The following is a 26,711-nucleotide window of genomic DNA, read 5'->3' on the forward strand; positions in this document are numbered from 1 at the left end:
AGACCTCCTTCTATTTTATATAAGTGATGATGAGAACAAGCCAAATGAAAGCACCGGCAACAATACAAATAAATCCTGTTCCTGAATCTTTCTTTTTTATTTGTTCAATTGCAATGAGAAACATTAAAGCTCCTAATAAAAATTGTGAAAGAGGTAGAAAGTTATTTTGACCTGTATATAGTCCAATTGCCGACATAATTATCACAGTGAGTGCGATTGCGATACGAAGTATACGAAACATATTATGAATTCTCCTTCTTATTTTCTGCATAAGGATTATCTTCAGGTTTATCGATAGAATGTTTATAAGCGTAGCCTTTATTAATCGTCATGACGGAGAGTACTAGGATGACTAGGACGATTATAATGCCGATAATTAATATTTTGAGCATGAAATCCCCTCCTTTTCTTTATTTTACATAATTTTGTAATTGATGAAAACAATAGAAATTAAAAGGATGAAAGAAGGGTGTTACATGGAGAATAAAAAAACATATTATATATCAGTTGGAAATGGCCAAATTTCGCAAGTGAAGATGGCGGATACGTATAATTTTGAGATTTATGCAAATGACGAAGAGATTACAGAGTTAAGAGAGTATTTTGATCAAGCATATGAAGAGGACTTAGGTTCGTTTGTACGCTCCCACGTTCCATTCGTTGAGTATCATCACGATTCGAATAATGACCGATATGATGAACAACTACAAAAAGCATATAAAATGATTTATGATCTAGGGAATCATGAAACGAAAGAATTAGTCGCGCAAATGGGAATAATCAACGGATTGTAATTGGATAATATTATGCAGAAAAGCGAGAATATGCTACAATTTGTGGTAGGAAAAACTTGTAACCATCAATAGGGGAGTAATGGCATGTACAAATTTAAAGATTATTACCACAACACTGTACAATTATCGTTTGAACGTTACCCATTTTCTCCTGAGCCAAAGCATGTTTGGGTTGTATGCCGGTACGGGGATCAATGGTTATTAACGCATCATTTACGCCGCGGTCTTGAATTTCCAGGTGGTAAAGTCGAACTCGGGGAAACACCGGAAGAAGCGGCAGTTCGAGAAGTTCATGAAGAAACCGGCGGCATAGTTTCTGATTTAACTTACTTAGGACAATATAAAGTATCCGGAAAAGACAAAATAATCATTAAAAACATTTATTTTGCAACAATTAGTGCAGTAGAGCAGCATACGCATTACGAAGAAACGAAAGGGTCTGTTTTATTAAAAGACATTCCTGATAACATTAAAACTGATAGGAAATTTAGCTTTATTATGCGCGATGATGTATTAGCGCGTACGATGAAACATATAGAAGAAATCGGCTGTTTTACAAAGTAAAATGGCCGGTTTCTTTTTTTGCCCCCAAAAATGGTGTGAATATACCTTTGCATTCAGGAATCAAAGCCTCCGCTTATTATTGTCAGTTTCTGTCGGTAAATCGATATATTTTAAAAATCACTGATATATTTGGAGTTGTGGTCGATATATTCGGAAAATCGCTAATATAATTTCATTTACTATCATATCGTTTTCTGGATGATCTCCAACATAAAGACATTCTTCAGCTTTTACACTTAGCTTTTGCAAAGCTCGTTCGAAAATTTCTCGGTGTGGTTTCTTCATTTTTTCTGCTTCTGAAATGAGAATTGTATTTGTATAGGTATGTATGTTTAAGGCACGAAGATTATTTGTTTGAAAGTCAGTAAAGCCGTTTGTAATAATACCAATTTTTATATTGTGCTGAGTTAGTTGCTGAAGTAATTCATGCATGTTTTGGAAAGGAATGCAGTGATGTTGAAAGTTTGTAGTGTAGTCATGTAGCAGTTGCTCTTGTGTTAAAGTGGTAATGTTGTATTCGGAAAGGAGAGTAGCATATACTTTATCTTTCCAAGTGTAGCCATTATTATCGAGTTCAAGAAAACGAGAACAATACTCGGCTTGTTCTATGTTTATAAAATGAAGAGAAAAGCGATTGTATTGGTCGTGAATAAATTGCTTTAAAGATTGACGACGATCTAATAGTGTCCCATCTAAGTCGAAAAGTACTGCACGAATCATAAGTAACCTCCTTAAAAAATAGGGATATTTTCATAAGTAATTATCGCATATTTGTTAGAAAATGATTATTATATTTTTGTAGAATGAAACGACGGAGGTTTATATGAAGGAACTGTATGGAAGGTTAGTTTGTTTTATTATTTCAATTGGCTTAGTGGCTGGATGTGATATGACGAAGCAAACTTCGAAAAGAGAGAAGAAAGATGTGTGCGAAACGACAGAAGAATGCACGCAAATAGGAGATAAAACACTTCAAAAAGTATATAAAAAGATAGATGGACTTTCAGAACTTGAAGTACCAGAAGATTATGATGTAGAAGAACATGTAAGTAATGATAGGAAAGAAGCAGAGAAGAAAAAAGAGGATGATGAAAATTATTTCTTTTTAGCTTCTTATTATATTGATGGTGATGAAATTATAGATCCTTATTTCGACAAACTAGATCGTGAACGATTGAATAAGGCTTTTGCGGAGGATAAGGAAGCGAAAGAAGAAGTATTAAAGCAACGTAAAGATAGGGATTATCATGAATCGTTATGGGAGATGTATAGCACTCTTATTCCAGCTAAGTATCGCACTGACATAAAAGAGTTTGACATGGTAACAGATGGTTACGACGGAATTGTCGCCCACGTTATGCCAAGTATGGAGTATCCGAAAGAGTGGACCATTAGTTTAGATACGCTTGATTCTGCAGTAAATATCGATCAAGTGATAAAAACGTTAATACATGAGACGGCTCATGTATTGACGCTGGGACATAAACAAATACCAGTAAACGAAAAGTACTTAAAAGCTTTTGAAGAAGATAAAGATATTTCATCATACCAAAATAAATGTAAATCTCTTTTCTTACAAGAAGGATGTGCGAAGGAGAGCTCTTATATAAATCAATTCCATAATTTGTTCTGGAAACAAATTGAGCTGGAGTGGACAGAAAAGAAAGTGGAAGAAAGTGAAGAAGCTCAAATGGAATTCTTTAAGGAAAAGCATGATGATTTTGTTTCACTGTATGGGACGACAAATGTAGCAGAAGATATTGCGGATACATTTACAGCGTTTATTTTACAAGATTCAAAAAAGGTGAAAGAAGGATCAGAGTTAAAGTATAAGAAAATCGCCTTCTTCTATCAATTCCCTGAGCTTGTAAAAATGAGAGCAGAAGTGTTATCGGGATTATATAATATTTCGAGGGATATAGAGCAGTCATAGTGTAGTTTTCACTATTTGTCGGTAAGTCGATATAATTGGATTTATGTTCGATATATTTTTAGTCGATCAAATGAAAACGCGAGGACGTTTCGTTCTTTGCGTTTTTTTATGTTGATAAAATTGAAAATTCAGTCTTTTTATAAAAAGAAGCAGGAACTGAAGCTTTAAAATAGAATTAGTATAAAAATGTCACAAATTAGACACAATTATAATGCGCATATTATAGGGGCTATAAGTTTACTCTAGAGGAGGTAATGAAGCGTATGAAAACGATTCTTGCTGTTGCTGGTCTCATTTGGGTAATGTCTCATGGTTTTCCGATTTTTGAAGGAGAGCAAATTCGTAGTGCATTAAATAAACAGTTTAATGATTATCATATTATTGATCGAAAAGATAATGTCGTTACGGTGCGTGTGAAAGATTGTTTCCATACAGTTACAGTTGCTAATGGCAATGTCACAAATGATTCAAAAATGTGCGATAAAAGATAAAAGAAAGAAGCTGACTCTGGCGTATGGCTTTGAGTTAGCTTCTTTTTCGTTTTCCAACAAGGATTTTTTCAAATGCTTCGACAAATACATACATAAGAGTTGCAAGGACGCAAGTGAGCAATACGCTGAGTAAGACGAGTGTGAAGTTAAAGACTTGGAATCCGTAGCTAATTAAATAGCCAAGTCCTTGTTTAGAAACGAGGAGCTCTCCGAAAATAACACCGACCCATGATAAGCCAACGTTCACTTTTAACGTTGAAATAATGGCAGGGAAGGATGAAGGGAGAATAACGTGCTTATAGCATTGCCATTTATTTGCGCCAAATGTGTGCATTACTTTTATATAGTTGGAATCGACTTCTTGAAATGCGCTGTAAATAACGAGAATGGTAATGATGATGGAGATGATTACCCCCATTGCGATAGAAGATGAAATGTTTGGGCCGAAAATGACAATAATAATTGGGCCGAGTGCTACTTTTGGCATTGCATTTAGGACAACGAGATATGGATCAAGTACGCGAGCTAAAAGGGGCATCCACCAAAGGAAAGTGGCGATAATAGCTCCGAGTACTGTTCCGAGAATGAAGCCTACTCCTGTTTCGAGTAATGTCGTCCATATGTGAATCCAAAGTGAACCGTCAATCCATTTCGTTAAGAAGAGATCCCAAATACTCGAAGGAGAGCTAAAGAGTAAAGGATCAATCCACTCTTTCTTGCTAGCTATTTCCCATAGTGCAAAGAAAAGAACAAGAAGTAAAAGTTGTAAAGAGCGAGCTAACCATGCACGTTGTCTTTCTTTTTTTCGAAACTGTTCATGTAGTTGTTTTATATTATCCAAGTCGTTCCAACTCCTTCCATATTTCTTGGAAGAGGGCTGGGAAGTCATGGTGGTGGCGTGCTTCTAACGGCGATAAGGAACGGATACTATCTGGGACGATGAATGTTTTTGCAATCTTTCCAGGGTTCGCTTGCAGCAAATAAATACGATCGCTCATCGCAATTGCTTCTTCAATATCATGTGTCACAAGTAGTGATGTTTTCTTATATTTACGTAGTAATGTGAAGACGAGTTCTTCTAGTTTTAATTTTGTTTGATAATCGAGAGCGGAAAATGGTTCATCTAGCAATAAAATTTTTGGATCGGTCGCTAATGTTCGAACGAGTGCAGCACGTTGGCGCATGCCGCCGGATAGTTCACGAGGATATTGCTGTTCTATATCATGTAAGCCGACTTGTTTTAAAAGCTTTAATGTATGTTCTTTCGTATTTTCATCATAAATTTTCCGAATATGAAGTCCGAGCATAATATTTTCTTCAATTGTTTTCCACGGAAACAAGTAATCTTGCTGGAGCATATAGCCCATAGATGGGGTCATAGTTGTAATCAGCTCACCATCTAAAAATACGGTCCCTTCAATTGGATCGAGTAGCCCTGCAATAATAGAGAGAAGCGTTGTTTTTCCGCAACCACTCGGACCAAGGATAGAAATAAATTCCCCCTCTTCCACTTGCAAACTCATATCTTTAAGAATAAGTTTGGCATTTTTTTTTGCAAAAAAGCAGTGAGAAACGTTACGTATTTGTAAAAAACTCATATATTTCGCCTCTATTTCTTAATGACGCTTTCAGCAATTTTTGTATTGACGAGCGTTTCATGTGGAACTTCTTTTTGTAATTCGCCAGCTTCTTTCATAATCGTTTGGAGCTGTTTCCATTCTTCAGCATCTAATAATGGATTTGTCGCATAAGAATGTTGTTTTTTGTAGCGCTCAATTACTTTTATTGAAATGTCTTTTGAAGTGTCTTTAAATAGTGGAGAAACAGCATCAGCAATCTCTTCAGGACTATGTGTATCAACCCATTGCTGCGCTTTATATAGCGCACGCGTGAATTTTTCTGCAGCAGCTTTATCTTTCTTTAAGAAACTTTCTTTTGCCATAAACGTTGTATAAGGAACAGTGCCAGATTCAGCTCCGAAAGAAGCGACAATATAACCTTTTCCTTCTTTTTCAAATATACTTGCAGTCGGTTCAAAGAGCTGTACAAATTCTCCTGTACCAGATGCAAAGGCATTTGCAATATTAGCAAACTCGATATTTTGAATTAAGTTCGTATCTTTGTGAGGATCAATGCCATTTTTCTTTAAAACATATTCTCCAACCATTTGTGGCATGCCGCCTTTACGCTGTCCTAAAAACGTAACGCCCTTTACGTCATTCCAATTAAAAGTGTCTAATTTTTTACGTGAAACTAAAAATGTGCCATCTGTTTGTGTTAACTGTGCAAAATTAATGATAGGATCTTTTGCTCCTTGTTGATGAACATAAATGGACGTTTCTGAACCAACGAGAGCAATATCAATTCCGCCGGATAATAGGGTAGTCATCGTTTTATCCCCGCCAGCGGTTGTTTGTAAGTCAATATTTAAGCCTTCATCTTTAAAAAAACCTTTTTCAATTCCAACATATAATGGTGCGTAGAACAGAGAGTGGGTAACTTCGCCAACTCGAATTTTTTGAGCTTGTTCTTTCGTACTTTCTTTTGTGCTACTACAAGCAGCAAATGTGAAAACAGCTAGTAACATGATGCAAAAAACGGTTATTAATTTTTTCACTATATGGCACCTCCTAGAAGTTAATCTATAAGCATGATATGTAGGTTAGTGCCCATATGTGAGTATATAGCAGGAATTTTTTGGGTAGTACAGAAGTACAAATATAAGGGGTGATAAAATGGAGTACGAATACGATGATAGCATACATTTACATCTTGATTATTTCGGAACTGAATGTGATATGGAATCGATTGCTTATAAGAGGAAGCATGAAGACGTATGGGATGTGTATTTTAATTTTGGAGTATACGGTATTCAGAAAGATGATGTAGAGGCAGGAATGTTTATGGACGAATATGCCGGTTATTACGTTTTTTCTGTACATGCTCGTGATTTGAGCTGGGAATTTGGAAGTGCTCAGTTTGAGGAATGGGTTTTGAGGAACCATATAGTAGAGAAAACACTTCAAAAATAGGAGGAATTTCGTGGTTGAATTTCTCATCTTATTATTCATTTGCGTAGTTGGAATTTTCATCATGCAAGTGCTCATTTACCGATTTGCAAAGAAAAATATTCATAAATACAAAGAAGTGAAGTGGATTCATATGTGGCTAGATATGACTATGAAAAAGGGTCCGAGATTAGATTTTTTTGATTTTGTACTTATAGTAATCGTGAGTATCATATGGAAAATATGGATGCTTCCTCTTATATAGTAAACATGCTAATCATTTCAACATTTTCCCTTGCATAATAAATAACGAAAAGAACCTGTCATATGACAGGTTTTTTCTATAGTAATAGTTTTCCGAAACTCGTGCCGACAAGATCACAAATTTCGGTCGGTTCACATGTAGTTATCCAATTAGATAAAGATTATAGTAAAATTGTGAGCGTTGTTGTGAAAGATATTTTTACAAACATGGAAACACATACGTACGGAATTAAAGTTCGATTACAAGATGGACAAATTGGTCGTGTTCAAAGTGTTGGATAATAAAAAAGAGGTCGTCCATCTTTGGACGACCTCTTTTTTATTATGCTTGGTTAGTGCGGAAAAATGGAAGCTTCTGCACAGCGTAAACTAACCCATATGCAAGAATTAAGCACATAAGAGGGTTAATGAAAAATCCGTAGCGATTAATTGCTAAGAATAAGTTTGAGAAGATGATGTAAATAACAGAACTTGCTACTAGCATCATAACGCGTTTATGTTTAAATGAATTTAGCATGAGGCAGAAACTGCTCAAGAATGTACCAATGATGAAGACTCTATGACACATTTGCATAAATTTATGAATATGGTATTGGTCTACAGCAGGAGCTGTTTTGAATAACTCAATTGTTTTCCCAACAGTGAACCAAGAGAACCAATATGTGAAGTCCGTCTTAAATCCATTTTTGATTAAATCTTTTGCGTAGGCACCTTTATCCTCTAAGCCTTGGGCTCTCATTTGGTTAACCACATTTTCATAGCCGATTTTGTTAAATGGATCTGCGCCGGCAATTAATGGGTCCGCACCTTGTGTTGAGAATAAAATAAATTGATGAAACGCTAAATAGTTACGAACAACCCAAGCACCGATAATAAAGAATGGGCCAATGAGCCATAATAATCCAATCCGAATTGATTCTTTAAATCCATATGTGAACAAGACGGCAAGAACAGGAATGAGCATCATTGGAGCAGGGTTTGGACGGAACATAAGTAAAATAGCAACAACAATTCCAAACCATATATGGAATTTTGCTTTATTGTATTTCCATGCGAGAACAAATACATACACGCTTAACGATAATAAGAATATTGAAGGAACTTCTGTTAGTAATGTACGGAAGTATGTATAGTTACTTGGATAAATAGCATATAAAATACTTGCGACAATTCCATAAATATTCTTTTCAAATAACTCTTTTCCTATTAAGAATACTAGTAACACTGTGCCGAGATTCAATAGCATATTAATGACAGTTGCCACGTAATAGTAAGGAAGTGATGTAACATCAGAAATAATCATAGCGCCAGCTAATAATAGTGGCTGACCTGGTGTGATGTATGCATTTTTTCCAGGAACTTCACTAGGCTCCATATAAACATATCCAAAGACACCGTGTTTTAGTAACTGTTCAGCTGTTAACGAATAGTTGAACGCATCATATGCACCATAGGTTACTTTGACTGCTTCTCCATTTAACCCTGGCTGTTTTACTAGACAAAAAACATGCAACAGGAAAGAAAGCGCCAAAATTACATATACCGCTTTAGGCAAATTTTTAAACTTATTTAACAAAAATGAGCAGCTCCTTTTTTATTAATTCTTTCTTGTTTTCATGATAAAACCTTAATAGTATTAAGGTTTTCCAAAACATAGTTATTATATCATAAAGTGGAGGGGAGTAATTTGATTTTTCAATACTCCATAGTTTAAATTCTAAAATTTAACTGATTATTAAGGGATAATTAAGAAAATATATTTATAGTAAAAGCAAGTTGGAAGACGAAATACACGTTATATGTTATTTTTATAGAAAGCGTTTTTACGATGCGAGGTGAAATTAATAGATAGAAAAGAGGGAATGAAGTGAAGTATGGTTCCACACTTTATCATCTTCCGAGAAGAAATATATTAATTTCTACCATGTTAAGTGGCATGGTAACCTTACTAGTAACAACTGTGCTGTTTATGATTTTAAAGTTTTTTAATTTAGATATGATTAAAGATATTTTTAATCATAAGTTGATTTTAAGGAGTATGATGATTTTAATATGGGGTGCACTCTTATATTTTGTGTATTCAAATAAAAAAGAGACGTTCATAATTAAATCGTCCCTTCGAGTGTATCTTATATTATTTTTTATAGCGCATGTAGTAACTTTATTTTATATTGTGTTACAAGTTAATATGAACTTCGTAGAAGCGATAAATTGGATTTACTATTATAATATGCAGTTTATATTTAGCTTACTAGTAATTTATGCAATATATGTTTTTGTATATAGTGTGCTAGGGAAATTTTTTCTGAGTGTTATTTTAACGAGTTGCACGTTAGTCATTTTAGGTATTGTAAACCATTTAAAGCTTATTTTTAGAGGGGACCCACTATATCCTTCTGATTTTACACAGATTGGACATATGCAATCTGTTATACCGATGGTGATGGATTATTTTAGTTGGGGTTATATTCTTCTCGTTATTGTAAGTGTTGTTGCCTGTATTTTGGTGGGTATGTATGTGAGGAAATATATTCAAAATGTAAAAGTTCATGCAGGCGTACGAGTTCTATTTATAATAGGATCCGTTTTTGTTTTATATGCGTATGGTAATTTTACGAATACGTTTATGAATAAATGGTTTCAAAAGTCGGATATAGAGTTCGTTTTGTGGAATCAAAATGAAAATTATGCTTCAAATGGTTTTGTGTTAGGCTTTATAAGTAATTTAGATACGACAGTCATTGAAAAGCCGAAAGACTATTCAAAAGAAAATATGCTTCAAATAGCAAAAGACATAAAGAAACAATATGGTAGCAATATAGGGGCGCAGAAGCAAAAAGAGAAACCAAATATTATTTTTGTAATGAGTGAGTCGTTTTGGGATCCAACGAAATTAACGAATCTTTCCTTTAGTGAAGATCCTTTACCGAATTTGCATCATTATATAGGAAGTTTTCCTGGTGGACAAACTATTTCGCCGACATTTGGAGGAAATACTGCGAACGTTGAATTTGAGGCGTTAACGAGTTATTCAATGAGTTTGTTAAAGCCAGGATCTATACCATATCAGCAAGTCGTTACAAATAAAGTGGAAATTCCATCCATTACTCGAACGTTGAAAGAAGAAGGGTATTACACAAGCGCTATTCATTCGTTCGGTCGCTCATTCTTTAAACGGGATGATGTATATAAAGTGTTAGGATTTGATAAGTTTAATGCACAAGATACGATGGAAAATGTAGAAGTTGATGGAGATTATATTAGCGATTTATCTATGAGTAAAGAGATAATAGCTGAATTAGAGAAGCAAAAGAAACCTACGTTTGTTCATGCAGTTACGATGCAAAATCATTTTCCATTTACAGAAGGAAGATTTGGCGAAAATCAAATAGAGATTAGTGGATTAGAAAATGAAGAATCGAAAGCTGAATTAGAGACTTATACAGAAGGATTAAGACGTTCAGATGAAGCTCTGCAATATTTAATAGAGCAACTAGATAATTTAGATAGACCTACATTATTAGTATTCTTTGGCGATCATCTCCCATCACTAGGAACAAATAAATCTCTTTATAAAGAGACTGGTTATATAACAAATGAAAAAACACCAAGTGAACGATTAGCGATGGCACAAACGCCGTTATTAATGTACGCAAATTTTGATATACCAAATGACAATTTAGGCCTAGTAAGTCCAATTTATTTTTCAAATCTTGTCCTTGATTATGCTGGATTAAATAAGGTACCGTTCTATCAATTTTTATCGAAGTTATATGAAGAAATTCCCGTACTTCGTGACGAATTGAAGATAGGAAAAGACGGAGAAGCAATAAAAAGTTTAACAGCGAAACAAAAAGAAATGTTAAAGCAATATGAGCTTATTCAATATGACTTACTTATTGGAAAGCAATATAGTAAGGATATATTATTTAAATAAGCGACAAAAAGAACTTGTATACGATACAAGTTCTTTTTTCATAGTATTTAACGGGGTAAACAGACAAGCTGGGTTTAGGGAGTATTACTTGTACATTTAGTATAAATTAAAATAGAATCGTTTAAGTGATTGATTTGTGAGAAATATGTGAATTTTTATCCGTTTTAATATTATATGAGTAGAAAGTTATAATAAAAGCCCCTCTGGATTTAGGAACTAGAATATGTATTAGGAGGAGTAATCTTTATAACGGACAATGAGGTTATAATCGGACGTGGATGAAATATATGTTTTACATATTTTATCCATTTCATATTTGGATTCTGTACATAATTTGACAATTTGTTTAACACGTAAAAAAACTCTTTTGCATTTCTAAGAGAGTTTTTATTTGGGTGTCCATGGATTGATTTTCCTCATTTGTTCAATTTATCTTTGTTTGTCTATGAAAATCATTTATTATAATAAATGGTATTCTTCGAGATATGATTTTGAAGGGGTGTTGAAGTGGGAGAGAGCTTTCTATCTGCTAAAGAAGAAAAGAAAAATGCTAAGATTTTCTTATGGGTACTGCATGTCATTGTGATTGTATATGAGGTTGCATATGCGATTATATTAGAAGATAAAATGCCTTTAGAAAATTGGCATAAAGGGATATTGAAGATTGCATACATCATGATTATATTAGGTATCGGTGTTTACTTATTTGAGAGAGGAAAAGCACATTTAGTTAAATATACATATTTATTTGCATACATGATTGCAGAGATTTTCAATATTGGATGGTATGCTTTTCATAATACAATAGCATTTGATGAAGGGAATGTAATCGAATTTATTTTCATTTTCTTCGTGCCAATATTTTTAAGTAAACGATATTTATTTATCTTAGCGCCATTTCTTATAGGAAAATATATGATATACCTATTTGTATTTGGAGAACTGAATCGGTTTATACCTCTTGTTATGAATATGTTGTTGCTTTTCGTGTCATATATTATTTTAAATCGATTTGTACAATATTTTTCAGCAGTCAAGAAAAGTATTGCCGAGGCTAGTCAGGCACAAAAATTGGCGGTTATCGGAAAAATGGCAGCGACAGTCGGACATGAAATTAAAAATCCACTTGCTTCATTAAAAGGGTTTACGCAATTACAAAAAGAGAAGCACGAAAAAGATGCGACTTATGGACAAATGATTCTTGAAATAGAAAATATGAATAATATGATTAGTGAATTAATGGAGGTTGCTACATGTAAACCTTCTGTTTATGAAAAACATATTGTAAGTGATGTTCTAGTACAAGCAGTAGAAAAAATGCATGAAAAAATGGACGAGTTAAATATAAATTTCACCTTTAATGAAGAGCATAATAGAAGTGAGATTGAATGTGATAAACGAAAATTAAAAGGTGTATTTTTGTATGTTATTAAAAATGCTCTAGAGGCAATGGAACATGGTGGAACATTGCAAATACAAGTTGAAGATAAAAAAAGAGATTATGTAGTAATAAGTATAGTAGATAGTGGTTTCGGGATAAAAAAAGAGAATTTAGGAAGAGTTACAGAGGCTTTTTATACAACGAAGCAAGATAAAATTGGATTAGGCCTTACGTTAGCAGAGCGAATTATTACAGAGAACCTTGGAGAATTACATATTTCTAGTGAAGTAAAGAAAGGAACGAGAGTAGAAATACTGCTTCCGAAAAAACTTGAGCGCAGTGTAACACAAGAGTAAGAGGTGTTGTAAAAGGAGCTATCATATGGATAAAGGCTATATATTTGAAAAAGAAGAAATAAAGGCGTTAAAAATATTTTTAAGCTTATTCTTCGTCATATTTTTTGTGTATGATTTTGCTGAAAAGGCTATGGTCCTTTTATCAGTGGAAGATCAAAAGCCCGCAGATGTTTTTGGAGAAGGATTAGGTCTATGGTTCTATAGTTTGATGATCTTATTATTCTTTACTGGAATTTACTTTATGAAGCAGAAAAATCCATATATTGTGAAGTATATTATTTTAATTGGCTATAATATATTGGATTTTATTAATAACTTCATTATTTATTACGGAAGTGCTACTGAATTTGATGGTGGAAATATAGTAGAAGGGTTCTTTATTTTATTTGCACCGATCTTTGTGAATAAAAGGTATTTTTGGTTAGTTGCCGGAGTCCTTGTCGGAAAATATGCACTGATGGGATTCGTTGTTCAATCCTTTATTGTCCTTATTCCAATGGCATTATGCAGCGGTTTTGCTATTATATGTTGGATTATATTTTTAAGATTCCAATCTTACGTTCGCACACTTGAAATGATGGATAAAGAAATACAAAAGGTAGAAAAATTAGCGACTGTTGGAAAAATGGCAACAGTAATTGGCGATAAGATTAAAAGACCGCTAGCAAAGTTAAAAAAACTTGTGAATAAGCAAGCGGAAAAACATCCAGAAGATAAGATTTATAGTGAGATTATGAAGCAGGAAGTGGATCGTATTAATACAATCGCTACAGAACTAAGTGGGTTTGAGAAATCTAAATCAATAGAATCAGAAACTCATAATATAAAAGAAATCATCTCTTATGTTATTCGAGTTATGGAAAAACCGGCTTTAGAACAAGGGGTAAACATACAGGCTATTTATAGTAAGGATATACCCTCAATCACATGCGATGAAAAACGATTGAAGCAAGTATTTTTTAATTTAATAAAAAATGCGATTGAAGCAATGTCAGTTGGCGGAACTATTACTGTAAAAGTTACAGTAGAAGATGTAATTGTTATTCAAATTATAGATGAGGGATGCGGTATTCCCAAAGATAAAATTCCGAAGCTAAATGAAGCTTTTTACACAACGAAAGAAACTGGAACGGGCTTAGGTTTAGTAGTTACAGAAAAAATTATTAAAGATCACCACGGTAAATTGAACTTTGAAAGTGAAGTTGGAGTTGGAACGACGGTAGAGATTATGTTGCCGATTTAATGATAGTGCAAGAGATAAATAGAAAACATCACTTTGTCAAAAGTGATGTTTTTTTATTGGTTTATCCTGCGTTAAGGTCCAATTGGTTCAACTAATAATCAGTGATGAGAGTTTCAAAATGAAACAATATACATAGACGACTCAATATATGGCTTTTAATGTGCAAAACAGGCTGGGACAAAATTTTGTTTAGCGTTATGGAGGGCAAAGAGAAGGAAAGGATTTGAAGGGGCTAATCATGTTTTTAAAGTAACATATGCAATTTTAAGTGTAGTAAAGAGAGGTAGCTAAAGTAAGATACCTCTTTAAAAATTATAACCACCATTTTTCCTGCGGCAACAAAGTAATGCTCACATCAAAATTTTCTTTAAACCAATCGTGTATCAATGTCTTTTTCACTAAAAATTCAGAGGCAGAGTGCGATACACCGATGAGTGACATATTTGTTTCTTTTACGTAATCCATAATAAGTGAGTACTTATGCTTACCGTATTCGTTATCAATATGACAATGGATTTCCCCCGCAATGTAAGCTTCAGCACCTTTTTCTTCGGCTTCTTTCATTAAAGATACGACATCACCGCAGCCAGCAATAATTGCAATTTTTGTAATGGAGTCATGTTGTTTACCTTCAAAGTCTGTATACGGAATGTTGAAGAGTTTTTTTAGATGTTTTTGGAGTTTTTCTGTTGATGTTTCATCTATTTCGCAAATAAGGCCGACTGGTTGTTGCTCTGGACCACCGTGAGCAAATCCGTCAATTACATTAGCTTGAAGTGCTTTTGCAATTGAAATACTAGTTCCATATGTTTGATGAAAATCCATTGGACCGTGACATGTATATATAGAAAGTTGTTTTTCTTTTATTGCGTGCAAATATTTCGATGGAATTGGAACAAATCCTCGCCCTGATTTCCCGAGCGGATCACCGCATTCCATCACAAGTGGATGGTGCATGAAGAGTAAATCACCTGTCATAGATTGTGAAATGAATTTTTCAAGAACACCATCTGTAGGGAAGACAGCCAAAAATACTGTGTTTACATTTTCAGCCCCTCGTATCATAAGACCATTAAATTGTTCAACAAAATTTGCTTCAAAAAATTGTTTCCATGGAAACTGGATTTGATCATATGTAGTTGGAATGAAACGACTAAAGGAACTGTCTTTTCCGTATTTTTCAATTTGGAATAAATGATTAAGCGATCGCTCTATTTCTTTTAAGGCTGGCATTGTAATTCCTCCTTTATCATTGCCATTTTAACATTAGTCTTAATTTTCTGTATACAAGAATTAAGAAAAATAGTGGTACAATATATGAATGATATGAGAAGAGAGGATGTAGATTCACGTATGTACGTTACTGTAACAGATGCAGCATATAAAAAGATTATGGATACGATTCCAAGTGAAGCGAAATATATAAAGTTATTTTATGATAATGAAGGTTGCGGTTGTGTCATGAGCGGGATTATTGATTTAGTAGCCGTTTCAGAGAAAGATGAGCGCGATGTAAATATTGAATCAAGTGCACTAAACTTTATTGCAGATCGCACAAAGCTTGTATTTATGGATGATAAGTTAACGGTTGATTTACATGAATCTGGAGGGCACTTTCTACTGAAGAGTCCGAGCCAGTTTTATAATCCGAATATGAAGCTACATATTCGAGTATAACAAAGACAGAGAGGCGTATCATATACGCCTCTCTGTCTTTGTTTTTTTCACATAATGAAATGTACATGTGATTGAATTTTCTGTATAATTTTCTTTGCGGAGGGGATTACGCATGAGAAAATGGGGAATTGAATTATTAATTTTAAGTGTTGTTATTATATGGGGCGTCAATTATACGATTGCGAAATACGGACTTTTAGAGTTTACAGCGATTGAGTTTACGGCACTTCGAATGATGGCAGCGGCACCGTTATTATTATTACTTACGTTCTTTATTGAAAAGTCACTTTACATGGAGCGAAAGGATATACCAAGATTAATCATCGTTAGCGTTGTAGGTATTGTACTGTATCAAACGTTATTTATGGAAACTGTCAAATATACATCCGCTACAAATGCCTCTTTACTCATTTCTATTTCACCTATTTTTACAACTTTATTTGCTATTTCGCTTAAACAAGAAAAGTTTTCTTCTCGAAAGTTAATCGGTTCTATTATTGCTTGCGGTGGTACTGTGCTTGTTCTGTTGGCGGGACATTCACTTGTTAGTTCCTCTTACGGAAACGGAATTGGACTTATTACATCAATATGCTGGGGACTTTACCCTGTTTTAGCAGGTCCTCTTATAAAAAAATATTCTGCTCTTCGTGTTACGGCATGGTCAGCAGTTGTTGGAGCAATTCCGCTTGCTGTGTTAAGTGGACCACACGTTTTTTCAATGCCATTTCATATTGCAAATGGGATGACATGGTTTGCCTTGCTTTATTCTATTTTCTTTGTAACGGTATTCGGTTTAGTTATGTGGTATGTTGGTGTACAAAAAATTGGTGCGTCGCACACGATGGTATATATGTATATTACACCGCTTGTAGCGGTTTTATTTGCAGCTCTATGGGCAAAAGAATATATTTCATTACAGCAAATTATCGGTGGAATCATCATTTTCTTCGGTCTATGGTTTGTGAAGTCAGAGAAAGTAGAAGCGCAGTCTACCGTGCAAGAATCTATATCAAAATAGGAAAACAGATCACCTATGATCTGCTTTCCTATTTTTTTATTTTAGGTAAAAATACGAGAAATAAAATGGCAGTAATAAGTGGAATTAAATTAAGAAAAGGAATGCGGAAGAGTGTAATAAGAATAATTCCTGGAAGAAGAACACCGAGGACAGCATAGAAGATACTATGATTTTTCGTGTACCAATATAATGAAAGGCCAATAAGGGCAGGGACAATGAGGTGAATGAGAGCCATTAAAAAATAAATCATTAGACGCCCCCTTTATTTATGTGCTTATTACATCATATCCGTATGTTCATAGATTGATATCATTTTTTTCATAAATGGACGAAAAATGTTTTGAAAAACGTCACATTTATCGGTGATTCTATACTAGGAATCTTGTATAATATTATTTTCTAAAAACATTTTAGTAACGTAAACATTGTGTTTATGTTGTTTTTAATTTGGATGAAATAGGTATGTAAATGAATTTTTAAGTAGTATGGACTCGAACTAAGTGAGTTATACAGCTTTGTTGGATAGATAAAAACTATTGAAGAGGAGTACAGCATGATTAGTATGTCATTAAGGTCGTTTAAAATTCAAGCGTATTATCTACTAGGTATTATGTTACTAGGTTGGGCGATAACACCATTTTCAGCTCATTTTTTAGGTGCTGGAATTGGACTTATTGTAAGCATGTATTGTGTTTGGATTTTAGGAAGGCGTATTGAGAAGCTTGGAGATAGCATTGTAAAGAAAACAAAGGCGCCGACACTTGGTATGTTTAATCGTTTTGCAGCTGCAATTCTTGGTGCCATTATTATGTATGAAATTGAGCACCATATGGTTATGTGGGCATTTGCAGTTGGTATTATGGGCGGTTATTTTTTAATTGTTATTAATTTAGGCTACTATAGTATGAAAGATGAAAAAGAATTAACGAAATAGATAAAAAAGCTAAAAAAGCTTCTTTTTAGATGGAATAGAGGATCCGGCGGTGGATAGAAGCGGTCAGAGCCTTTTTTTGCCCCATGCCGTGTGAAAACAGAAAGAGTAAGTGAGCGAGAAATCTGTTTATATTTTTGAAGACTTGATTTGTATGTGAGAAAATCCAAGTATATAAATTGAAAACTGGTTTTGGAACCTTTTAGGTGGAATAGAGGATCCGGCGGTGGATAGAAGCGGTCAGAGCCTTTTTTTGCCCCATGCCGCGTGAAAACAGAAAGAGTAAGTGAGCGAGAAATCTGTTTATATTTTTGAAGACTTGATTTGTATGTGGATAAATTGAAGAATATATAGAAAGAAGCTTACGTGAAAAACGTAAGCTTCTTTTTTATGTAAGTATGTGTAACCGTTAAGCCGCATTGGGTTTTGTCGGTGAGTACGCGAAACTTTGTGATTACACAATACTTATTCATATGAGTAAAGGGTTATTCAACAGAAAAGTTAAATTTAAGCGATTGGACCGCCTAAGTTAATAATATCTTCAGAAACGCTATCGAATTTTTTGAAGTTTGCTTTAAACTCGTTCGCAAGCTCAATTGCTTTCGCTTTGTAAGCAGCTTTATCAGCCCAAGTTTGTTCAGGCATTAATACTTCGTCAGGTACACCTGGAACGTGACGAGGTACTTCTAGACCGAAGATGTCGTGTTTTGCAGTTTCTGCTTTCGCAAGTTCACCGCTTAGTGCTGCTTGAATCATTGCACGAGTGTAACCTAAGTTCATGCGTTTACCAACGCCGTATTCGCCACCAGTCCAGCCAGTGTTTACTAAGAATACTTTTGCATCATGTTTCTCGATTTTTTCACCAAGCATTTCAGCATAGCGAGATGCATCAAGCGGTAAGAACGGTGAACCGAAGCAAGTTGAGAATGTAGCTTGCGGAGATGTAACGCCGCGCTCTGTTCCTGCTAGTTTACTAGTGTAACCGCTTAAGAAATGGTACATAGCTTGTTCTTTTGATAACTTACTGATTGGAGGCAATACGCCAGATGCGTCAGCAGTTAAGAAAATAATTGTATTTGGATGTCCTGCAACACTTGGCAGTACGATATTGTCAATCGCATGCATAGGGTATGCAGCACGTGTATTTTCTGTTAAAGTAGTATCGTTATAGTCTGCGATGCGTGTTTGGTCATTAATGACAACGTTTTCTAAAACTGAACCGAATTTAATTGCATCAAAGATTTGTGGTTCTTTCTCATGAGAAAGGTTTACACATTTTGCATAGCAACCACCCTCAATATTGAATACACCGTTATCAGACCAACCGTGTTCATCGTCACCGATTAATTTACGGTTTGGATCAGCAGATAATGTTGTTTTACCTGTTCCAGATAAACCGAAGAATAGTGCCACGTCGCCTTCTTCGCCTACGTTTGCAGAGCAATGCATAGAAAGAATATCTTGTTCTGGAAGTAAGAAGTTCATAATAGAGAAGATTGATTTTTTCATTTCTCCAGCGTATTCTGTACCACCGATTAGTACGATACGTTTTTCGAATGAAACCATAATGAATGCTTCAGAATTTGTACCGTCAACTGCTGGATCAGCTTTAAAGTTTGGTGCAGAAACAATTGTGAACTCCGATTCGTGAGTTGTTAATTCTTCTTCAGTTGGACGGATAAATAATTGATGCACGAATAAATTATGCCATGCGTATTCGTTAACAACTTGAATTGGTAGACGATAGTTGCGATCAGCGCCTGCAAATCCTTTGAATACGAATAACTCTTCTTTTTCTTTTAAGTATTCTAAAACTTTAGTATATAATTTATTAAAATGTTCTTCAGAAATCGGTTGATTCACAGCTCCCCAAGCAATTTTGTCAGCAACCGATGCTTCTTTCACAATAAATTTATCTTTAGGAGAACGTCCTGTATATTTTCCTGTTGAAGCAGAAACGGCACCAGTAGAAGTTAATTTCCCTTCATTTCGCATTAATACTTTTTCCACTAATTGCGGAACACTTAGTTGAATCTGTGCATTGCTTCCGTTCAATAATTCATGTAAACCAATTTGGACATTCACAGTACTCATAATTTATATACCATCCTTTTCATTTAATGAAATATTTCTCGTAATCCCCATCAAGAGTATAACACAATCATATAAATAATGTATACTATTTATTTGTTTTTGTTTGTGTGAATGCATCATTTCCTTATTAATATTTCATTCTATGCTTATTGAGAAAAACTTTCAGGAAAATGTGAATATTAATTGACAAATGAATATCATTTCTTTAGTATAGGTTGGGACGGATACTCTCTTATCCCGAGCTGGCGGAGGGACAGGCCCGATGAAGCCCAGCAACCTCACTTGTGATGGTAAATAACAAGTGAATAGGTGCTAAAACCTGTGCGAGGCTAATGGTCTCGAACGATAAGAGCAAAGGGCAAAAAGCAGTATGCAAGTAGCAAATTAAACCTTTCCTCTATGTTAAGTAGGAAAGGTTTTTCTGTATGCTTGTGTGGGAGAATAAATGTATGTCGCAGTTTGTGGCAAATTAAGGATGAGTTCCGTACAATATATACAATTACTGTAGGGAGGTTTACCACATGACAAAAAAACGTCATCTGTTCACATCTGAGTCTGTAACTGAAGGACATCCAGATAAAATTTGTGACCAAATTTCTGATTCAATTTTAGATGCGATCTTATCAAAAGACGCAAATGCACGTGTGGCTTGTGAAACAACTGTAACAACTGGTTTAGTATTGGTAGCGGGGGAAATTACGACTTCTACTTACGTAGATATTCCGAAAATCGTTCGTGAAACAATTCAAGGCATTGGTTACACACGTGCAAAATACGGATTCGATGCAGAAACTTGTGCTGTTTTAACATCTATCGATGAGCAATCTGCTGACATCGCTATGGGTGTTGACCAAGCGCTAGAAGCACGCGAAGGTCAAATGACTGACGCTGAGATTGAGGCAATTGGTGCAGGAGACCAAGGTTTAATGTTTGGTTTCGCATGTAATGAAACACAAGAATTAATGCCACTTCCAATCTCGCTTGCTCACAAATTAGCTCGTCGTTTAACTGAAGTACGTAAAGATGACACATTATCATACTTACGTCCAGATGGAAAAACGCAAGTTACAGTTGAGTATGATGAAAATGGTAAACCTGTACGTGTAGATACAATTGTAATTTCTACACAGCATCATCCAGATGTTACATGGGAAGAAATCGATCGCGATTTAAAAGAGCATGTAATTAAAGCTGTAGTTCCAGCAGAATTAATGGATGGAGAAACGAAATTCTTCATTAACCCAACTGGTCGCTTCGTAATCGGTGGACCACAAGGTGATGCTGGTTTAACAGGACGTAAAATCATCGTTGATACTTACGGTGGATACGCTCGCCACGGTGGCGGTGCATTCTCTGGTAAAGATGCAACGAAAGTTGACCGTTCAGCAGCATATGCAGCTCGTTATGTTGCGAAAAATATCGTAGCAGCTGGTCTTGCTGATAAAGCGGAAGTACAACTTGCATACGCAATTGGCGTAGCGCAACCAGTATCAATTTCAGTTGATACATTCGGCACTGGTAAAGTATCTGAAGATGTATTAGTAGAACTAGTTCGTAACAACTTCGATCTTCGCCCAGCTGGTATTATTAAAATGCTAGACTTACGTCGCCCGATTTACAAACAAACAGCAGCTTACGGACACTTCGGACGTACTGATGTAGATTTATCATGGGAACGTACAGACAAAGCAGCTGCTTTAAAAGAGCAAGCTAGTCTATAATATATGAAAAAAAGCTTTGCGCGGTGTGAGCGCAAAGCTTTTTTTATTTGGTTTCATTTACTACTTGAATGCATGAACTACAATACACTTCACCGTCTAGTTCAATATACTTTTTCATATTTGTCATCCCACTTGCCGGAAATGGTATATGAACCCATGCTTTTTCATACGTTTGTATTTCTTTTTTGCATGATTGACAAACGGTTGGCTTTTTATGAAACATGCGAGATCACCCTTTCATTTGACGTGCTTTGCCCGCGCAAAATGCACTACATAGTAAAAAGAGTGTTGCGAAAATAGTGCTCATTAATGTAGCGTATGGGATTGCACCTTTCAAGGAAAATCCGACAGTGATGGAAGCGATAAATAAGAGAATAAATGTTGTTGTTAATTTTTTATAAAGTTCCATAATATGTAGACCTCCACTTTATTTTGTAGTGCAAGTTTTAACATTGAATTCTACTATGCAGAAAATATAAGGAAAGTTAAAGAGTAGCTAATGATGTGAAGTTTAAGAGTATAAGAAAGTATATTGTTTTATCTTCCTTTTTGTGGTTGTACATACTTATATTGTATCATGACGTATCAGTGGCTTCATACATAATTGTGTAAAGGTATGTATGATAAAATGAAGAAAAGTCTTTAAGGAAGGAAGGATACAAAATGAGCGCAATCGAACATAAAAAACAAGCACCAAAAGAGGTACGCTGCAAAATTGTTACGATTTCTGATACGCGTACGGAAGAGACTGATAAGAGCGGGCAATTATTACATGCATTATTAATAGAAGCGGGACATAAAGTGACTGCTTATGAGATTGTGAAAGATGATAAAGAAAGTATTCAGCAGGCTGTGTTAGCTGGTTATCATCAAGAAGATGTTGATGTTGTGCTAACGAATGGCGGTACTGGTATTACGAAGCGTGATGTAACGATTGAGGCAGTATCAGCGTTATTGGATAAAGAGATTGTTGGATTTGGTGAGCTGTTCCGCATGATTAGTTACTTAGAAGATATCGGAAGTAGTGCAATGTTAAGTAGAGCAATTGGCGGTACAATCGGGCGTAAAGTAGTCTTTTCGATGCCAGGGTCTAGCGGAGCTGTTCGTCTTGCGATGAATAAATTGATTTTGCCTGAATTAGGTCATATTACATTTGAGCTGCACCGCCAATGAAAAGGTGTACTGGAATTGTATTAGCAGGAGGCATGTCGAGTAGATTCGGAGAACCGAAAGCGTTAGCGATTTGGAAAGGGACTACTTTTGTTGAGCATATTGTGAAAGTAATGGAAAGTACTTTGCAAGAAATTGTAGTCATTAGTCATGTTGATATAAAAGAGCGATTGGAGCAATTAATACAAGTTCCTGTTATAGAAGATATTCCGCACTATAAAGGGAACGGGCCGCTTGCTGGAATTGTATCAGGAATGGAATACATAGATTCAGACTGGTATATCATAATGCCTTGTGATGCGCCGAATGTTTCAAAAGAATGGTTTGCAATTTTAATAGAGCAAACGAGCGATGAGTATGATGCGATCGTTCCTATAATTGAAGGTAGAAAACAGCCGCTATTGGCAGCGTATCATAAACGAGTTAAAGGGAAAATTGATAAACTGCTTCAGGAAGAAAAAAGAAGTATGGGACAGCTTTTATCACAATGTAATGTGAAATATGTTGCCGGAGAAGATGTGCAAGCGAATTCGTATTGGTTTATAAATGTGAATACGAAAGAAGAATATGTACAGGCTCAAAAAGACCTTTCAAATGAATGAAAGGTTTTTTGATATACAGAAATTGGGGAACAATTACTGTATAAAGGTATGTGAGTAAGTTGATTTCAAGGGAGATTTCTTAAAATCATTATACAGTAAAAATACTATATAACCATATATTAATTTTTATGGGTTTTTATTACAAGTCTGTTTAGTTATGTATTATTCTGTTATAATGGCTATAGATACAAGATTATGCTTCACCTTATGTATCATTTATTAAACTAAAATTTACGATTGTGTAGTAAACTCCCTACGGTTCATTGTAGGGAGTTTATTTTATAATTAAGCTAGTAGCTCTGCCTTGTTTCGGTGAAGGACTTCTTCATATTGGTTAAGTAAATTAAGAAAGATTTCATCCCAACTTTGTGATCTCGCATAAGACGAGGCGGCTAACCCCATTTGTTTCAATTTTTCTTCATTGTTTAATAAATAATAAATAGATGATAAAAAGGAGGCCTCATTTTTTGGATCACATAGAAATCCAGTTTTTTCATCTTTAATAATATTTTTAACCCCACCACTATTCGCACCAATGACAGGTGTACCACATGCGAGTGATTCAAGTACGACGTTCCCAAATGTTTCAGTAGCAGATGGAAATACCATCAGATCGGAAGAAGCATAGGCTTCAGCCAAATCCTCACCTTGTAAATATCCAGTAAAGGTTACATTTGTTTTTGGAACATTTTCATGCAAGATCTTTGCAAGAGGGCCATCTCCAGCGATGAGCCAATGAATATCGTTACGTTCTTTATTGGTCATATGAATAAGTGTTTGAAGAGTGTCGATATCTTTTTCAGGAGCAAGGCGTCCGACGTAGGAAAGAACATACTTCGCTGTAATATTATATTTTTTTCGGAATAGGTCTTTATTGTAAGTTGGATGAAAGAGAGAGCAATCTACACCGCGTCCCCAAATATAGAGGTTTTGAAATCCTTTATTCTTTAATTGATATAATGTTTCAGGGGAAGGAACAAAGTTCTTTTGCATATGGCTATGAAACCATTTTAAATAGTTCCATAGCATAGTGGAGAGAAATTCAATTTTATAATAACGTAAATAGGCGTCAAAATCAGTATGATAAGAACCGACAACTGGGATGTTTAATCTTTTTGCATAATATAACCCACAAAGTCCCATGTTGAAAGGTGTGGCAATGTGAATGATATCAGGTTTAAAAGCAAGAAGTTCCCGTTTAATGCGCGGAGTAGGAAAAGAAAAGCGGCATTCTGGATATAATATTGTTAACGGGAGACTTCTCATTTTGTTCACATTAGCTACGAAATTATCTTCAGCCGTATGCTGAGGGGCGAAAACAGAATAGGCGATATTTTCTTTCTGAAAATATCGTGTTAACCGTGCCAATGTTTTCGCGACACCGTTGACTTGTGGTGTAAATGTATCGGTAAATATGGCGACTCTCATCATATCGCTCCTTTACGTGAAAAGTGGAATGAATTGATAAAAAGAGATGATGCCAGAGCAGGTGCCAAGGCACATACCTACAAATACATCTGATGGATAATGAAGCCCTAAATAAATACGGGAGATACCGACGCATAGTGCTAGTGGCAGTAGAAAAATAAGTAAGCTTGGGTTATAGCAAATAAATGGAACGAAAACAGAGAAAGCAGCTGTCGTATGACCAGATGGAAAAGAATGATCTTTTAAAGGATGTACTGGATATTTCGCATCTTGAATTGTTAAATAAGGGCGTTTTCTTGGGTACCATTTTTTTAATATTTGTACGGGAATATGGCTAATTGCTAAAGAAATGGCAGTTGCAATTGCAGCTTGATATAGAGCGCCTTTTGCAAACAATAAAAAGGAAAGTGTAAGCGCGATGGAGAAGCTTGCACCACCGATATGAGTAATGTTACGGAAAAAGATATTTAATGTTTTTTGATCAAAGTAGCGGTTAATTCCTTTGAAAATGTAACATTCTATTTTATATAATTCACTGACCTTCATGAGATTTTTCCTCCCTCATTTACATATATATGGAGATATTAGCTCCTATTCTAATAAGGTTTTGTTGAGGGAATAATAATGTTTTGTAAAGAAAAAGTTAGATTTTTTTATGAAAAAAGCTGCCAGTCTTATGGCAGCGGTAAAATTATTTTTGTAACGATTTATAATATTGTCCTTTTTCAACGTATTGTGTGCGGATACGTTCCATATCTTTACGGTCTTCTTCTGTTAATTCGCGAATGACCTTCGCAGGACGACCGAAAGCTAACGTATTAGGAGGGATTTTCTTTCCTTGTGAAACGAGACTTCCAGCACCGATGAAAGCTCCTTCACCAATTTCAGCACCATCTAATATGATAGATCCCATTCCAATTAAAGCATCTTTTTCAATTTTACAGCTATGTAAAATAACTTGATGCCCAACTGTAACATCATCTTCTAAAATAAGAGGATACTGAGGGCTTTGGTGAAGCGTACATTGATCTTGCACATTTACTCTATTTCCAATCATCGTTGGTGATACATCACCACGAATGACTGTATTAAACCAAATACTAGATTCCTCACCAATTGTCACATCGCCTGTAATAGTAACATAGTCAGCGATAAAAGCACTACTCGCAATTTTCGGATTTTTTTCTTTGTAAGGATATATCATGTAAAGCCTTCCTTTCCTAGAGACTACTTTTAGTGTATCAAATTATGAAAAAGAGTGAAATGGAGGAGTTTCGTATGTGGAACTATGAAGCGGAAGAAGCGAAAGCCGTCATTATTATAGTGCATGGTGCTATGGAATATCACGGGCGTTATGAAGCAGTTGCAGAAATGTGGAATCATATCGGTTATCACGTCGTTATGGGAGATCTTCCAGCACACGGAACAACTTCAAGGAATAGAGGACATATCGATTCATTTGATGAATACATAGAAGAAATAAAGTTATGGGTGAAAGAAGCAAGAAAGTATAGATTGCCCATTTTTTTATTTGGTCATAGTATGGGAGGACTTGTCGTTATTCGTATGATGCAAGAAACAAAAAGAGAGGACATAGATGGAATCGTACTAAGCTCGCCTTGTTTAGGCGTATTAGCTGCACCTTCCGCTTCGCTTCGTGCAGCTTCGAAAATATTAAATGTTGTTGCCCCGAAGTTACAATTTGCAACAAATCTCACTGTAGAAATGTCAACTCGCAATCATGAAGTGAGAGATGCGATGGAAAATGATTCATTGTTCTTGCGCAAAGTATCAGTACGTTGGTATAGTGAGTTGATTAAGTCTATCGAGATTGCTCATGAAAAAATAGATGAGTTTCCAGATGTTCCGCTCTTGCTAATGCAGGCATGTGAGGATAAACTTGTAGATAAAACACGTGTCCGTACATGGTTTGATAATGTTAAAATTAGTGATAAGGCGTATAAAGAATGGCCTAATTGCTATCATGAGTTATTAAATGAGTATGAACGTGATGAAATTTTGAATTATATTCAGTCATTTACTGAAATGCATGTCAATAATATAGTAAAAACAAACAAATAAATCATTATTTGTATATT

At 35.1% G+C, this 26,711-nt stretch carries 30 protein-coding genes, 2 pseudogenes and 1 riboswitch; of the genes and pseudogenes, 17 read left to right on the plus strand and 15 right to left on the minus strand.

The window, feature by feature from the left end:
* Window positions 1-10 precede the first annotated feature (10 nt).
* Together MR109_RS20040 and ytzI are read right to left on the minus strand one after the other, a co-directional pair.
* The gene (locus MR109_RS20040) at window positions 11-241 is read right to left on the minus strand and encodes a DUF3953 domain-containing protein (protein ID WP_242273626.1); all 231 of its coding nucleotides are present in this window, start codon (window positions 239-241) and stop codon (window positions 11-13) included.
* 1 nt (window position 242) lies between these two features.
* On the minus strand, window positions 243-392 hold the full coding sequence (gene ytzI, locus MR109_RS20045; protein WP_242273627.1) for a YtzI protein: 150 nt from the start codon (window positions 390-392) through the stop codon (window positions 243-245).
* A gap of 84 nt (window positions 393-476) precedes the next feature.
* Between ytzI and MR109_RS20050 the strand changes: the two genes are divergently transcribed.
* Entirely contained in the window at window positions 477-794 is a 318-nt protein-coding gene (locus MR109_RS20050) for a hydrolase (protein WP_242273628.1), read from the plus strand.
* 84 nt (window positions 795-878) lie between these two features.
* Window positions 879-1,358: an antimutator 8-oxo-(dGTP/GTP)ase gene (mutTA, locus tag MR109_RS20055; protein WP_002015736.1), complete on the plus strand. Its 480-nt coding sequence runs from the start codon at window positions 879-881 to the stop codon at window positions 1,356-1,358.
* Between the two features lie 171 nt (window positions 1,359-1,529).
* Here mutTA and MR109_RS20060 read toward each other — a convergent pair.
* Window positions 1,530-2,078: pseudogene (locus MR109_RS20060) on the minus strand (HAD family hydrolase); the annotation flags it as partial.
* Window positions 2,079-2,181: 103 nt separating this feature from the next.
* Between MR109_RS20060 and MR109_RS20065 the strand changes: the two are divergent.
* Both MR109_RS20065 and MR109_RS20070 read left to right on the plus strand, forming a co-directional pair.
* Window positions 2,182-3,291 carry a hypothetical protein gene (locus MR109_RS20065; RefSeq protein ID WP_098474983.1) on the plus strand — a complete coding sequence of 370 codons (1,110 nt, stop codon included), beginning with the start codon at window positions 2,182-2,184 and terminating at the stop codon, window positions 3,289-3,291.
* A gap of 263 nt (window positions 3,292-3,554) precedes the next feature.
* Window positions 3,555-3,782: a hypothetical protein gene (locus MR109_RS20070; protein WP_002173899.1), complete on the plus strand. Its 228-nt coding sequence runs from the start codon at window positions 3,555-3,557 to the stop codon at window positions 3,780-3,782.
* Window positions 3,783-3,816: 34 nt separating this feature from the next.
* Here the strand turns inward: MR109_RS20070 and MR109_RS20075 are convergent, their stop codons facing one another.
* The 3 genes from MR109_RS20075 to MR109_RS20085 are packed head-to-tail and all read right to left on the minus strand — an operon-like array spanning window position 3,817 to window position 6,399.
* Window positions 3,817-4,623 carry an ABC transporter permease gene (locus tag MR109_RS20075; RefSeq protein ID WP_002173898.1) on the minus strand — a complete coding sequence of 269 codons (807 nt, stop codon included), beginning with the start codon at window positions 4,621-4,623 and terminating at the stop codon, window positions 3,817-3,819.
* Complete coding sequence (locus MR109_RS20080; RefSeq protein WP_242273629.1) at window positions 4,616-5,380, minus strand: ABC transporter ATP-binding protein; 765 nt, start codon at window positions 5,378-5,380, stop codon at window positions 4,616-4,618. The genes MR109_RS20075 and MR109_RS20080 overlap by 8 nt, the downstream gene beginning before the upstream one ends.
* An 11-nt stretch (window positions 5,381-5,391) precedes the next feature.
* Entirely contained in the window at window positions 5,392-6,399 is a 1,008-nt protein-coding gene (locus MR109_RS20085; RefSeq protein WP_002173896.1) for an ABC transporter substrate-binding protein, read from the minus strand.
* Window positions 6,400-6,517: 118 nt separating this feature from the next.
* On the opposite strand from MR109_RS20085, the gene MR109_RS20090 reads away from it, so the two are divergent.
* The 3 genes and pseudogenes from MR109_RS20090 to MR109_RS20100 form a co-directional block, all read left to right on the plus strand.
* The gene (locus MR109_RS20090; protein ID WP_002173895.1) at window positions 6,518-6,814 is read left to right on the plus strand and encodes a DUF3986 family protein; all 297 of its coding nucleotides are present in this window, start codon (window positions 6,518-6,520) and stop codon (window positions 6,812-6,814) included.
* Window positions 6,815-6,824: 10 nt separating this feature from the next.
* A complete protein-coding gene (locus MR109_RS20095) occupies window positions 6,825-7,055 on the plus strand; it encodes a hypothetical protein (protein ID WP_025148889.1) in 231 nt (76 codons plus the stop codon).
* A 104-nt stretch (window positions 7,056-7,159) separates the two neighbouring features.
* Window positions 7,160-7,336 (plus strand): annotated as a pseudogene (locus tag MR109_RS20100) (YwbE family protein); the annotation flags it as partial.
* A 40-nt stretch (window positions 7,337-7,376) separates the two neighbouring features.
* Here the strand turns inward: MR109_RS20100 and MR109_RS20105 are convergent.
* The gene (locus MR109_RS20105; RefSeq protein ID WP_242273630.1) at window positions 7,377-8,630 is read right to left on the minus strand and encodes a glycosyltransferase family 39 protein; all 1,254 of its coding nucleotides are present in this window, start codon (window positions 8,628-8,630) and stop codon (window positions 7,377-7,379) included.
* A gap of 291 nt (window positions 8,631-8,921) precedes the next feature.
* Here MR109_RS20105 and MR109_RS20110 point away from each other — a divergent pair, with 291 nt between their 5' ends.
* The 3 genes from MR109_RS20110 (at window position 8,922) to MR109_RS20120 (ending at window position 13,971) form a co-directional block, all read left to right on the plus strand.
* The gene (locus MR109_RS20110) at window positions 8,922-10,991 is read left to right on the plus strand and encodes an LTA synthase family protein (RefSeq protein ID WP_242273631.1); all 2,070 of its coding nucleotides are present in this window, start codon (window positions 8,922-8,924) and stop codon (window positions 10,989-10,991) included.
* A 507-nt stretch (window positions 10,992-11,498) separates the two neighbouring features.
* Window positions 11,499-12,728 (plus strand): ATP-binding protein, encoded by a 1,230-nt coding sequence (locus tag MR109_RS20115; RefSeq protein WP_242273632.1) that lies wholly within the window; start codon window positions 11,499-11,501, stop codon window positions 12,726-12,728.
* 25 nt (window positions 12,729-12,753) lie between these two features.
* Window positions 12,754-13,971, plus strand: a complete 1,218-nt coding sequence (locus MR109_RS20120; RefSeq protein WP_242273634.1) for an ATP-binding protein — start codon at window positions 12,754-12,756, stop codon at window positions 13,969-13,971.
* 312 nt (window positions 13,972-14,283) lie between these two features.
* Here MR109_RS20120 and MR109_RS20125 read toward each other — a convergent pair whose 3' ends face one another.
* A complete protein-coding gene (locus MR109_RS20125) occupies window positions 14,284-15,204 on the minus strand; it encodes a Nif3-like dinuclear metal center hexameric protein (RefSeq protein WP_242273641.1) in 921 nt (306 codons plus the stop codon).
* A 120-nt stretch (window positions 15,205-15,324) separates the two neighbouring features.
* Between MR109_RS20125 and MR109_RS20130 the strand changes: the two genes are divergently transcribed.
* The gene (locus MR109_RS20130; RefSeq protein ID WP_025148896.1) at window positions 15,325-15,648 is read left to right on the plus strand and encodes an iron-sulfur cluster biosynthesis family protein; all 324 of its coding nucleotides are present in this window, start codon (window positions 15,325-15,327) and stop codon (window positions 15,646-15,648) included.
* A gap of 112 nt (window positions 15,649-15,760) precedes the next feature.
* Window positions 15,761-16,666: a DMT family transporter gene (locus MR109_RS20135; protein ID WP_071718146.1), complete on the plus strand. Its 906-nt coding sequence runs from the start codon at window positions 15,761-15,763 to the stop codon at window positions 16,664-16,666.
* 28 nt (window positions 16,667-16,694) lie between these two features.
* Here the strand turns inward: MR109_RS20135 and MR109_RS20140 are convergent, their stop codons facing one another.
* Window positions 16,695-16,916: a hypothetical protein gene (locus MR109_RS20140; protein ID WP_000639048.1), complete on the minus strand. Its 222-nt coding sequence runs from the start codon at window positions 16,914-16,916 to the stop codon at window positions 16,695-16,697.
* A 303-nt stretch (window positions 16,917-17,219) separates the two neighbouring features.
* Between MR109_RS20140 and MR109_RS20145 the strand changes: the two genes are divergently transcribed.
* The gene (locus MR109_RS20145; RefSeq protein ID WP_002173884.1) at window positions 17,220-17,600 is read left to right on the plus strand and encodes an ATP synthase subunit I; all 381 of its coding nucleotides are present in this window, start codon (window positions 17,220-17,222) and stop codon (window positions 17,598-17,600) included.
* 504 nt (window positions 17,601-18,104) lie between these two features.
* Here MR109_RS20145 and pckA read toward each other — a convergent pair.
* Window positions 18,105-19,691, minus strand: coding sequence for a phosphoenolpyruvate carboxykinase (ATP) (gene pckA / locus MR109_RS20150; RefSeq protein ID WP_025148898.1), 1,587 nt, complete (start codon window positions 19,689-19,691; stop codon window positions 18,105-18,107).
* Window positions 19,692-19,920: 229 nt separating this feature from the next.
* A riboswitch (SAM riboswitch) is annotated at window positions 19,921-20,043 on the plus strand.
* 169 nt (window positions 20,044-20,212) lie between these two features.
* On the opposite strand from pckA, the gene metK reads away from it, so the two are divergent.
* A complete protein-coding gene (gene metK, locus MR109_RS20155; RefSeq protein WP_025148899.1) occupies window positions 20,213-21,412 on the plus strand; it encodes a methionine adenosyltransferase in 1,200 nt (399 codons plus the stop codon).
* Window positions 21,413-21,455: 43 nt separating this feature from the next.
* On the opposite strand, the gene MR109_RS20160 is transcribed toward metK, so the two are convergent.
* Together MR109_RS20160 and MR109_RS20165 are read right to left on the minus strand one after the other, a co-directional pair.
* Window positions 21,456-21,635, minus strand: a complete 180-nt coding sequence (locus tag MR109_RS20160; protein ID WP_048374428.1) for a hypothetical protein — start codon at window positions 21,633-21,635, stop codon at window positions 21,456-21,458.
* Window positions 21,636-21,641: 6 nt separating this feature from the next.
* The gene (locus tag MR109_RS20165) at window positions 21,642-21,821 is read right to left on the minus strand and encodes a hypothetical protein (protein WP_025148901.1); all 180 of its coding nucleotides are present in this window, start codon (window positions 21,819-21,821) and stop codon (window positions 21,642-21,644) included.
* Between the two features lie 254 nt (window positions 21,822-22,075).
* Here MR109_RS20165 and MR109_RS20170 point away from each other — a divergent pair, with 254 nt between their 5' ends.
* Complete coding sequence (locus tag MR109_RS20170) at window positions 22,076-22,585, plus strand: MogA/MoaB family molybdenum cofactor biosynthesis protein (RefSeq protein ID WP_048374429.1); 510 nt, start codon at window positions 22,076-22,078, stop codon at window positions 22,583-22,585.
* Entirely contained in the window at window positions 22,582-23,184 is a 603-nt protein-coding gene (locus tag MR109_RS20175) for a molybdenum cofactor guanylyltransferase (RefSeq protein ID WP_002173878.1), read from the plus strand. Before MR109_RS20170 ends, MR109_RS20175 begins: the two co-directional genes overlap by 4 nt.
* A 285-nt stretch (window positions 23,185-23,469) precedes the next feature.
* Here MR109_RS20175 and MR109_RS20180 read toward each other — a convergent pair whose 3' ends face one another.
* From MR109_RS20180 to MR109_RS20190, 3 genes are all read right to left on the minus strand, one after another.
* Entirely contained in the window at window positions 23,470-24,612 is a 1,143-nt protein-coding gene (locus MR109_RS20180) for a glycosyltransferase family 4 protein (protein ID WP_242273642.1), read from the minus strand.
* A 12-nt stretch (window positions 24,613-24,624) separates the two neighbouring features.
* Window positions 24,625-25,158 (minus strand): phosphatase PAP2 family protein, encoded by a 534-nt coding sequence (locus MR109_RS20185; protein ID WP_002173876.1) that lies wholly within the window; start codon window positions 25,156-25,158, stop codon window positions 24,625-24,627.
* A 145-nt stretch (window positions 25,159-25,303) separates the two neighbouring features.
* Window positions 25,304-25,816, minus strand: coding sequence for a gamma carbonic anhydrase (locus tag MR109_RS20190; RefSeq protein ID WP_002173875.1), 513 nt, complete (start codon window positions 25,814-25,816; stop codon window positions 25,304-25,306).
* A 74-nt stretch (window positions 25,817-25,890) separates the two neighbouring features.
* Between MR109_RS20190 and MR109_RS20195 the strand changes: the two genes are divergently transcribed.
* Window positions 25,891-26,694, plus strand: a complete 804-nt coding sequence (locus MR109_RS20195) for an alpha/beta hydrolase (RefSeq protein WP_098304272.1) — start codon at window positions 25,891-25,893, stop codon at window positions 26,692-26,694.
* Window positions 26,695-26,711: the final 17 nt, after the last annotated feature.

Origin of the sequence: Bacillus cereus group sp. BfR-BA-01310 (assembly GCF_022664325.1) — a bacterium.
GTDB lineage: Bacteria > Bacillota > Bacilli > Bacillales > Bacillaceae_G > Bacillus_A > Bacillus_A paramycoides.

What these genes read in the sequence shown, in the direction of transcription:
- MR109_RS20195 (WP_098304272.1), top strand. Translation starts at nt 25,891, where the DNA reads ATGTGGAACTATGAAGCGGAAGAAGCGAAAGCCGTCATTATTATAGTG.
- MR109_RS20185 (WP_002173876.1), bottom strand. Translation starts at nt 25,158, where the DNA reads ATGAAGGTCAGTGAATTATATAAAATAGAATGTTACATTTTCAAAGGA.
- MR109_RS20170 (WP_048374429.1), top strand. Translation starts at nt 22,076, where the DNA reads ATGAGCGCAATCGAACATAAAAAACAAGCACCAAAAGAGGTACGCTGC.
- MR109_RS20080 (WP_242273629.1), bottom strand. Translation starts at nt 5,380, where the DNA reads ATGAGTTTTTTACAAATACGTAACGTTTCTCACTGCTTTTTTGCAAAA.
- MR109_RS20165 (WP_025148901.1), bottom strand. Translation starts at nt 21,821, where the DNA reads ATGGAACTTTATAAAAAATTAACAACAACATTTATTCTCTTATTTATC.
- MR109_RS20090 (WP_002173895.1), top strand. Translation starts at nt 6,518, where the DNA reads ATGGAGTACGAATACGATGATAGCATACATTTACATCTTGATTATTTC.
- MR109_RS20050 (WP_242273628.1), top strand. Translation starts at nt 477, where the DNA reads ATGGAGAATAAAAAAACATATTATATATCAGTTGGAAATGGCCAAATT.
- mutTA (WP_002015736.1), top strand. Translation starts at nt 879, where the DNA reads ATGTACAAATTTAAAGATTATTACCACAACACTGTACAATTATCGTTT.
- MR109_RS20070 (WP_002173899.1), top strand. Translation starts at nt 3,555, where the DNA reads ATGAAAACGATTCTTGCTGTTGCTGGTCTCATTTGGGTAATGTCTCAT.
- MR109_RS20065 (WP_098474983.1), top strand. Translation starts at nt 2,182, where the DNA reads ATGAAGGAACTGTATGGAAGGTTAGTTTGTTTTATTATTTCAATTGGC.
- ytzI (WP_242273627.1), bottom strand. Translation starts at nt 392, where the DNA reads ATGCTCAAAATATTAATTATCGGCATTATAATCGTCCTAGTCATCCTA.
- MR109_RS20135 (WP_071718146.1), top strand. Translation starts at nt 15,761, where the DNA reads ATGAGAAAATGGGGAATTGAATTATTAATTTTAAGTGTTGTTATTATA.
- pckA (WP_025148898.1), bottom strand. Translation starts at nt 19,691, where the DNA reads ATGAGTACTGTGAATGTCCAAATTGGTTTACATGAATTATTGAACGGA.
- MR109_RS20190 (WP_002173875.1), bottom strand. Translation starts at nt 25,816, where the DNA reads ATGATATATCCTTACAAAGAAAAAAATCCGAAAATTGCGAGTAGTGCT.
- MR109_RS20040 (WP_242273626.1), bottom strand. Translation starts at nt 241, where the DNA reads ATGTTTCGTATACTTCGTATCGCAATCGCACTCACTGTGATAATTATG.
- MR109_RS20140 (WP_000639048.1), bottom strand. Translation starts at nt 16,916, where the DNA reads ATGATTTATTTTTTAATGGCTCTCATTCACCTCATTGTCCCTGCCCTT.
- MR109_RS20160 (WP_048374428.1), bottom strand. Translation starts at nt 21,635, where the DNA reads ATGTTTCATAAAAAGCCAACCGTTTGTCAATCATGCAAAAAAGAAATA.
- MR109_RS20130 (WP_025148896.1), top strand. Translation starts at nt 15,325, where the DNA reads ATGTACGTTACTGTAACAGATGCAGCATATAAAAAGATTATGGATACG.
- MR109_RS20120 (WP_242273634.1), top strand. Translation starts at nt 12,754, where the DNA reads ATGGATAAAGGCTATATATTTGAAAAAGAAGAAATAAAGGCGTTAAAA.
- MR109_RS20180 (WP_242273642.1), bottom strand. Translation starts at nt 24,612, where the DNA reads ATGAGAGTCGCCATATTTACCGATACATTTACACCACAAGTCAACGGT.
- metK (WP_025148899.1), top strand. Translation starts at nt 20,213, where the DNA reads ATGACAAAAAAACGTCATCTGTTCACATCTGAGTCTGTAACTGAAGGA.
- MR109_RS20175 (WP_002173878.1), top strand. Translation starts at nt 22,582, where the DNA reads ATGAAAAGGTGTACTGGAATTGTATTAGCAGGAGGCATGTCGAGTAGA.
- MR109_RS20145 (WP_002173884.1), top strand. Translation starts at nt 17,220, where the DNA reads ATGATTAGTATGTCATTAAGGTCGTTTAAAATTCAAGCGTATTATCTA.
- MR109_RS20125 (WP_242273641.1), bottom strand. Translation starts at nt 15,204, where the DNA reads ATGCCAGCCTTAAAAGAAATAGAGCGATCGCTTAATCATTTATTCCAA.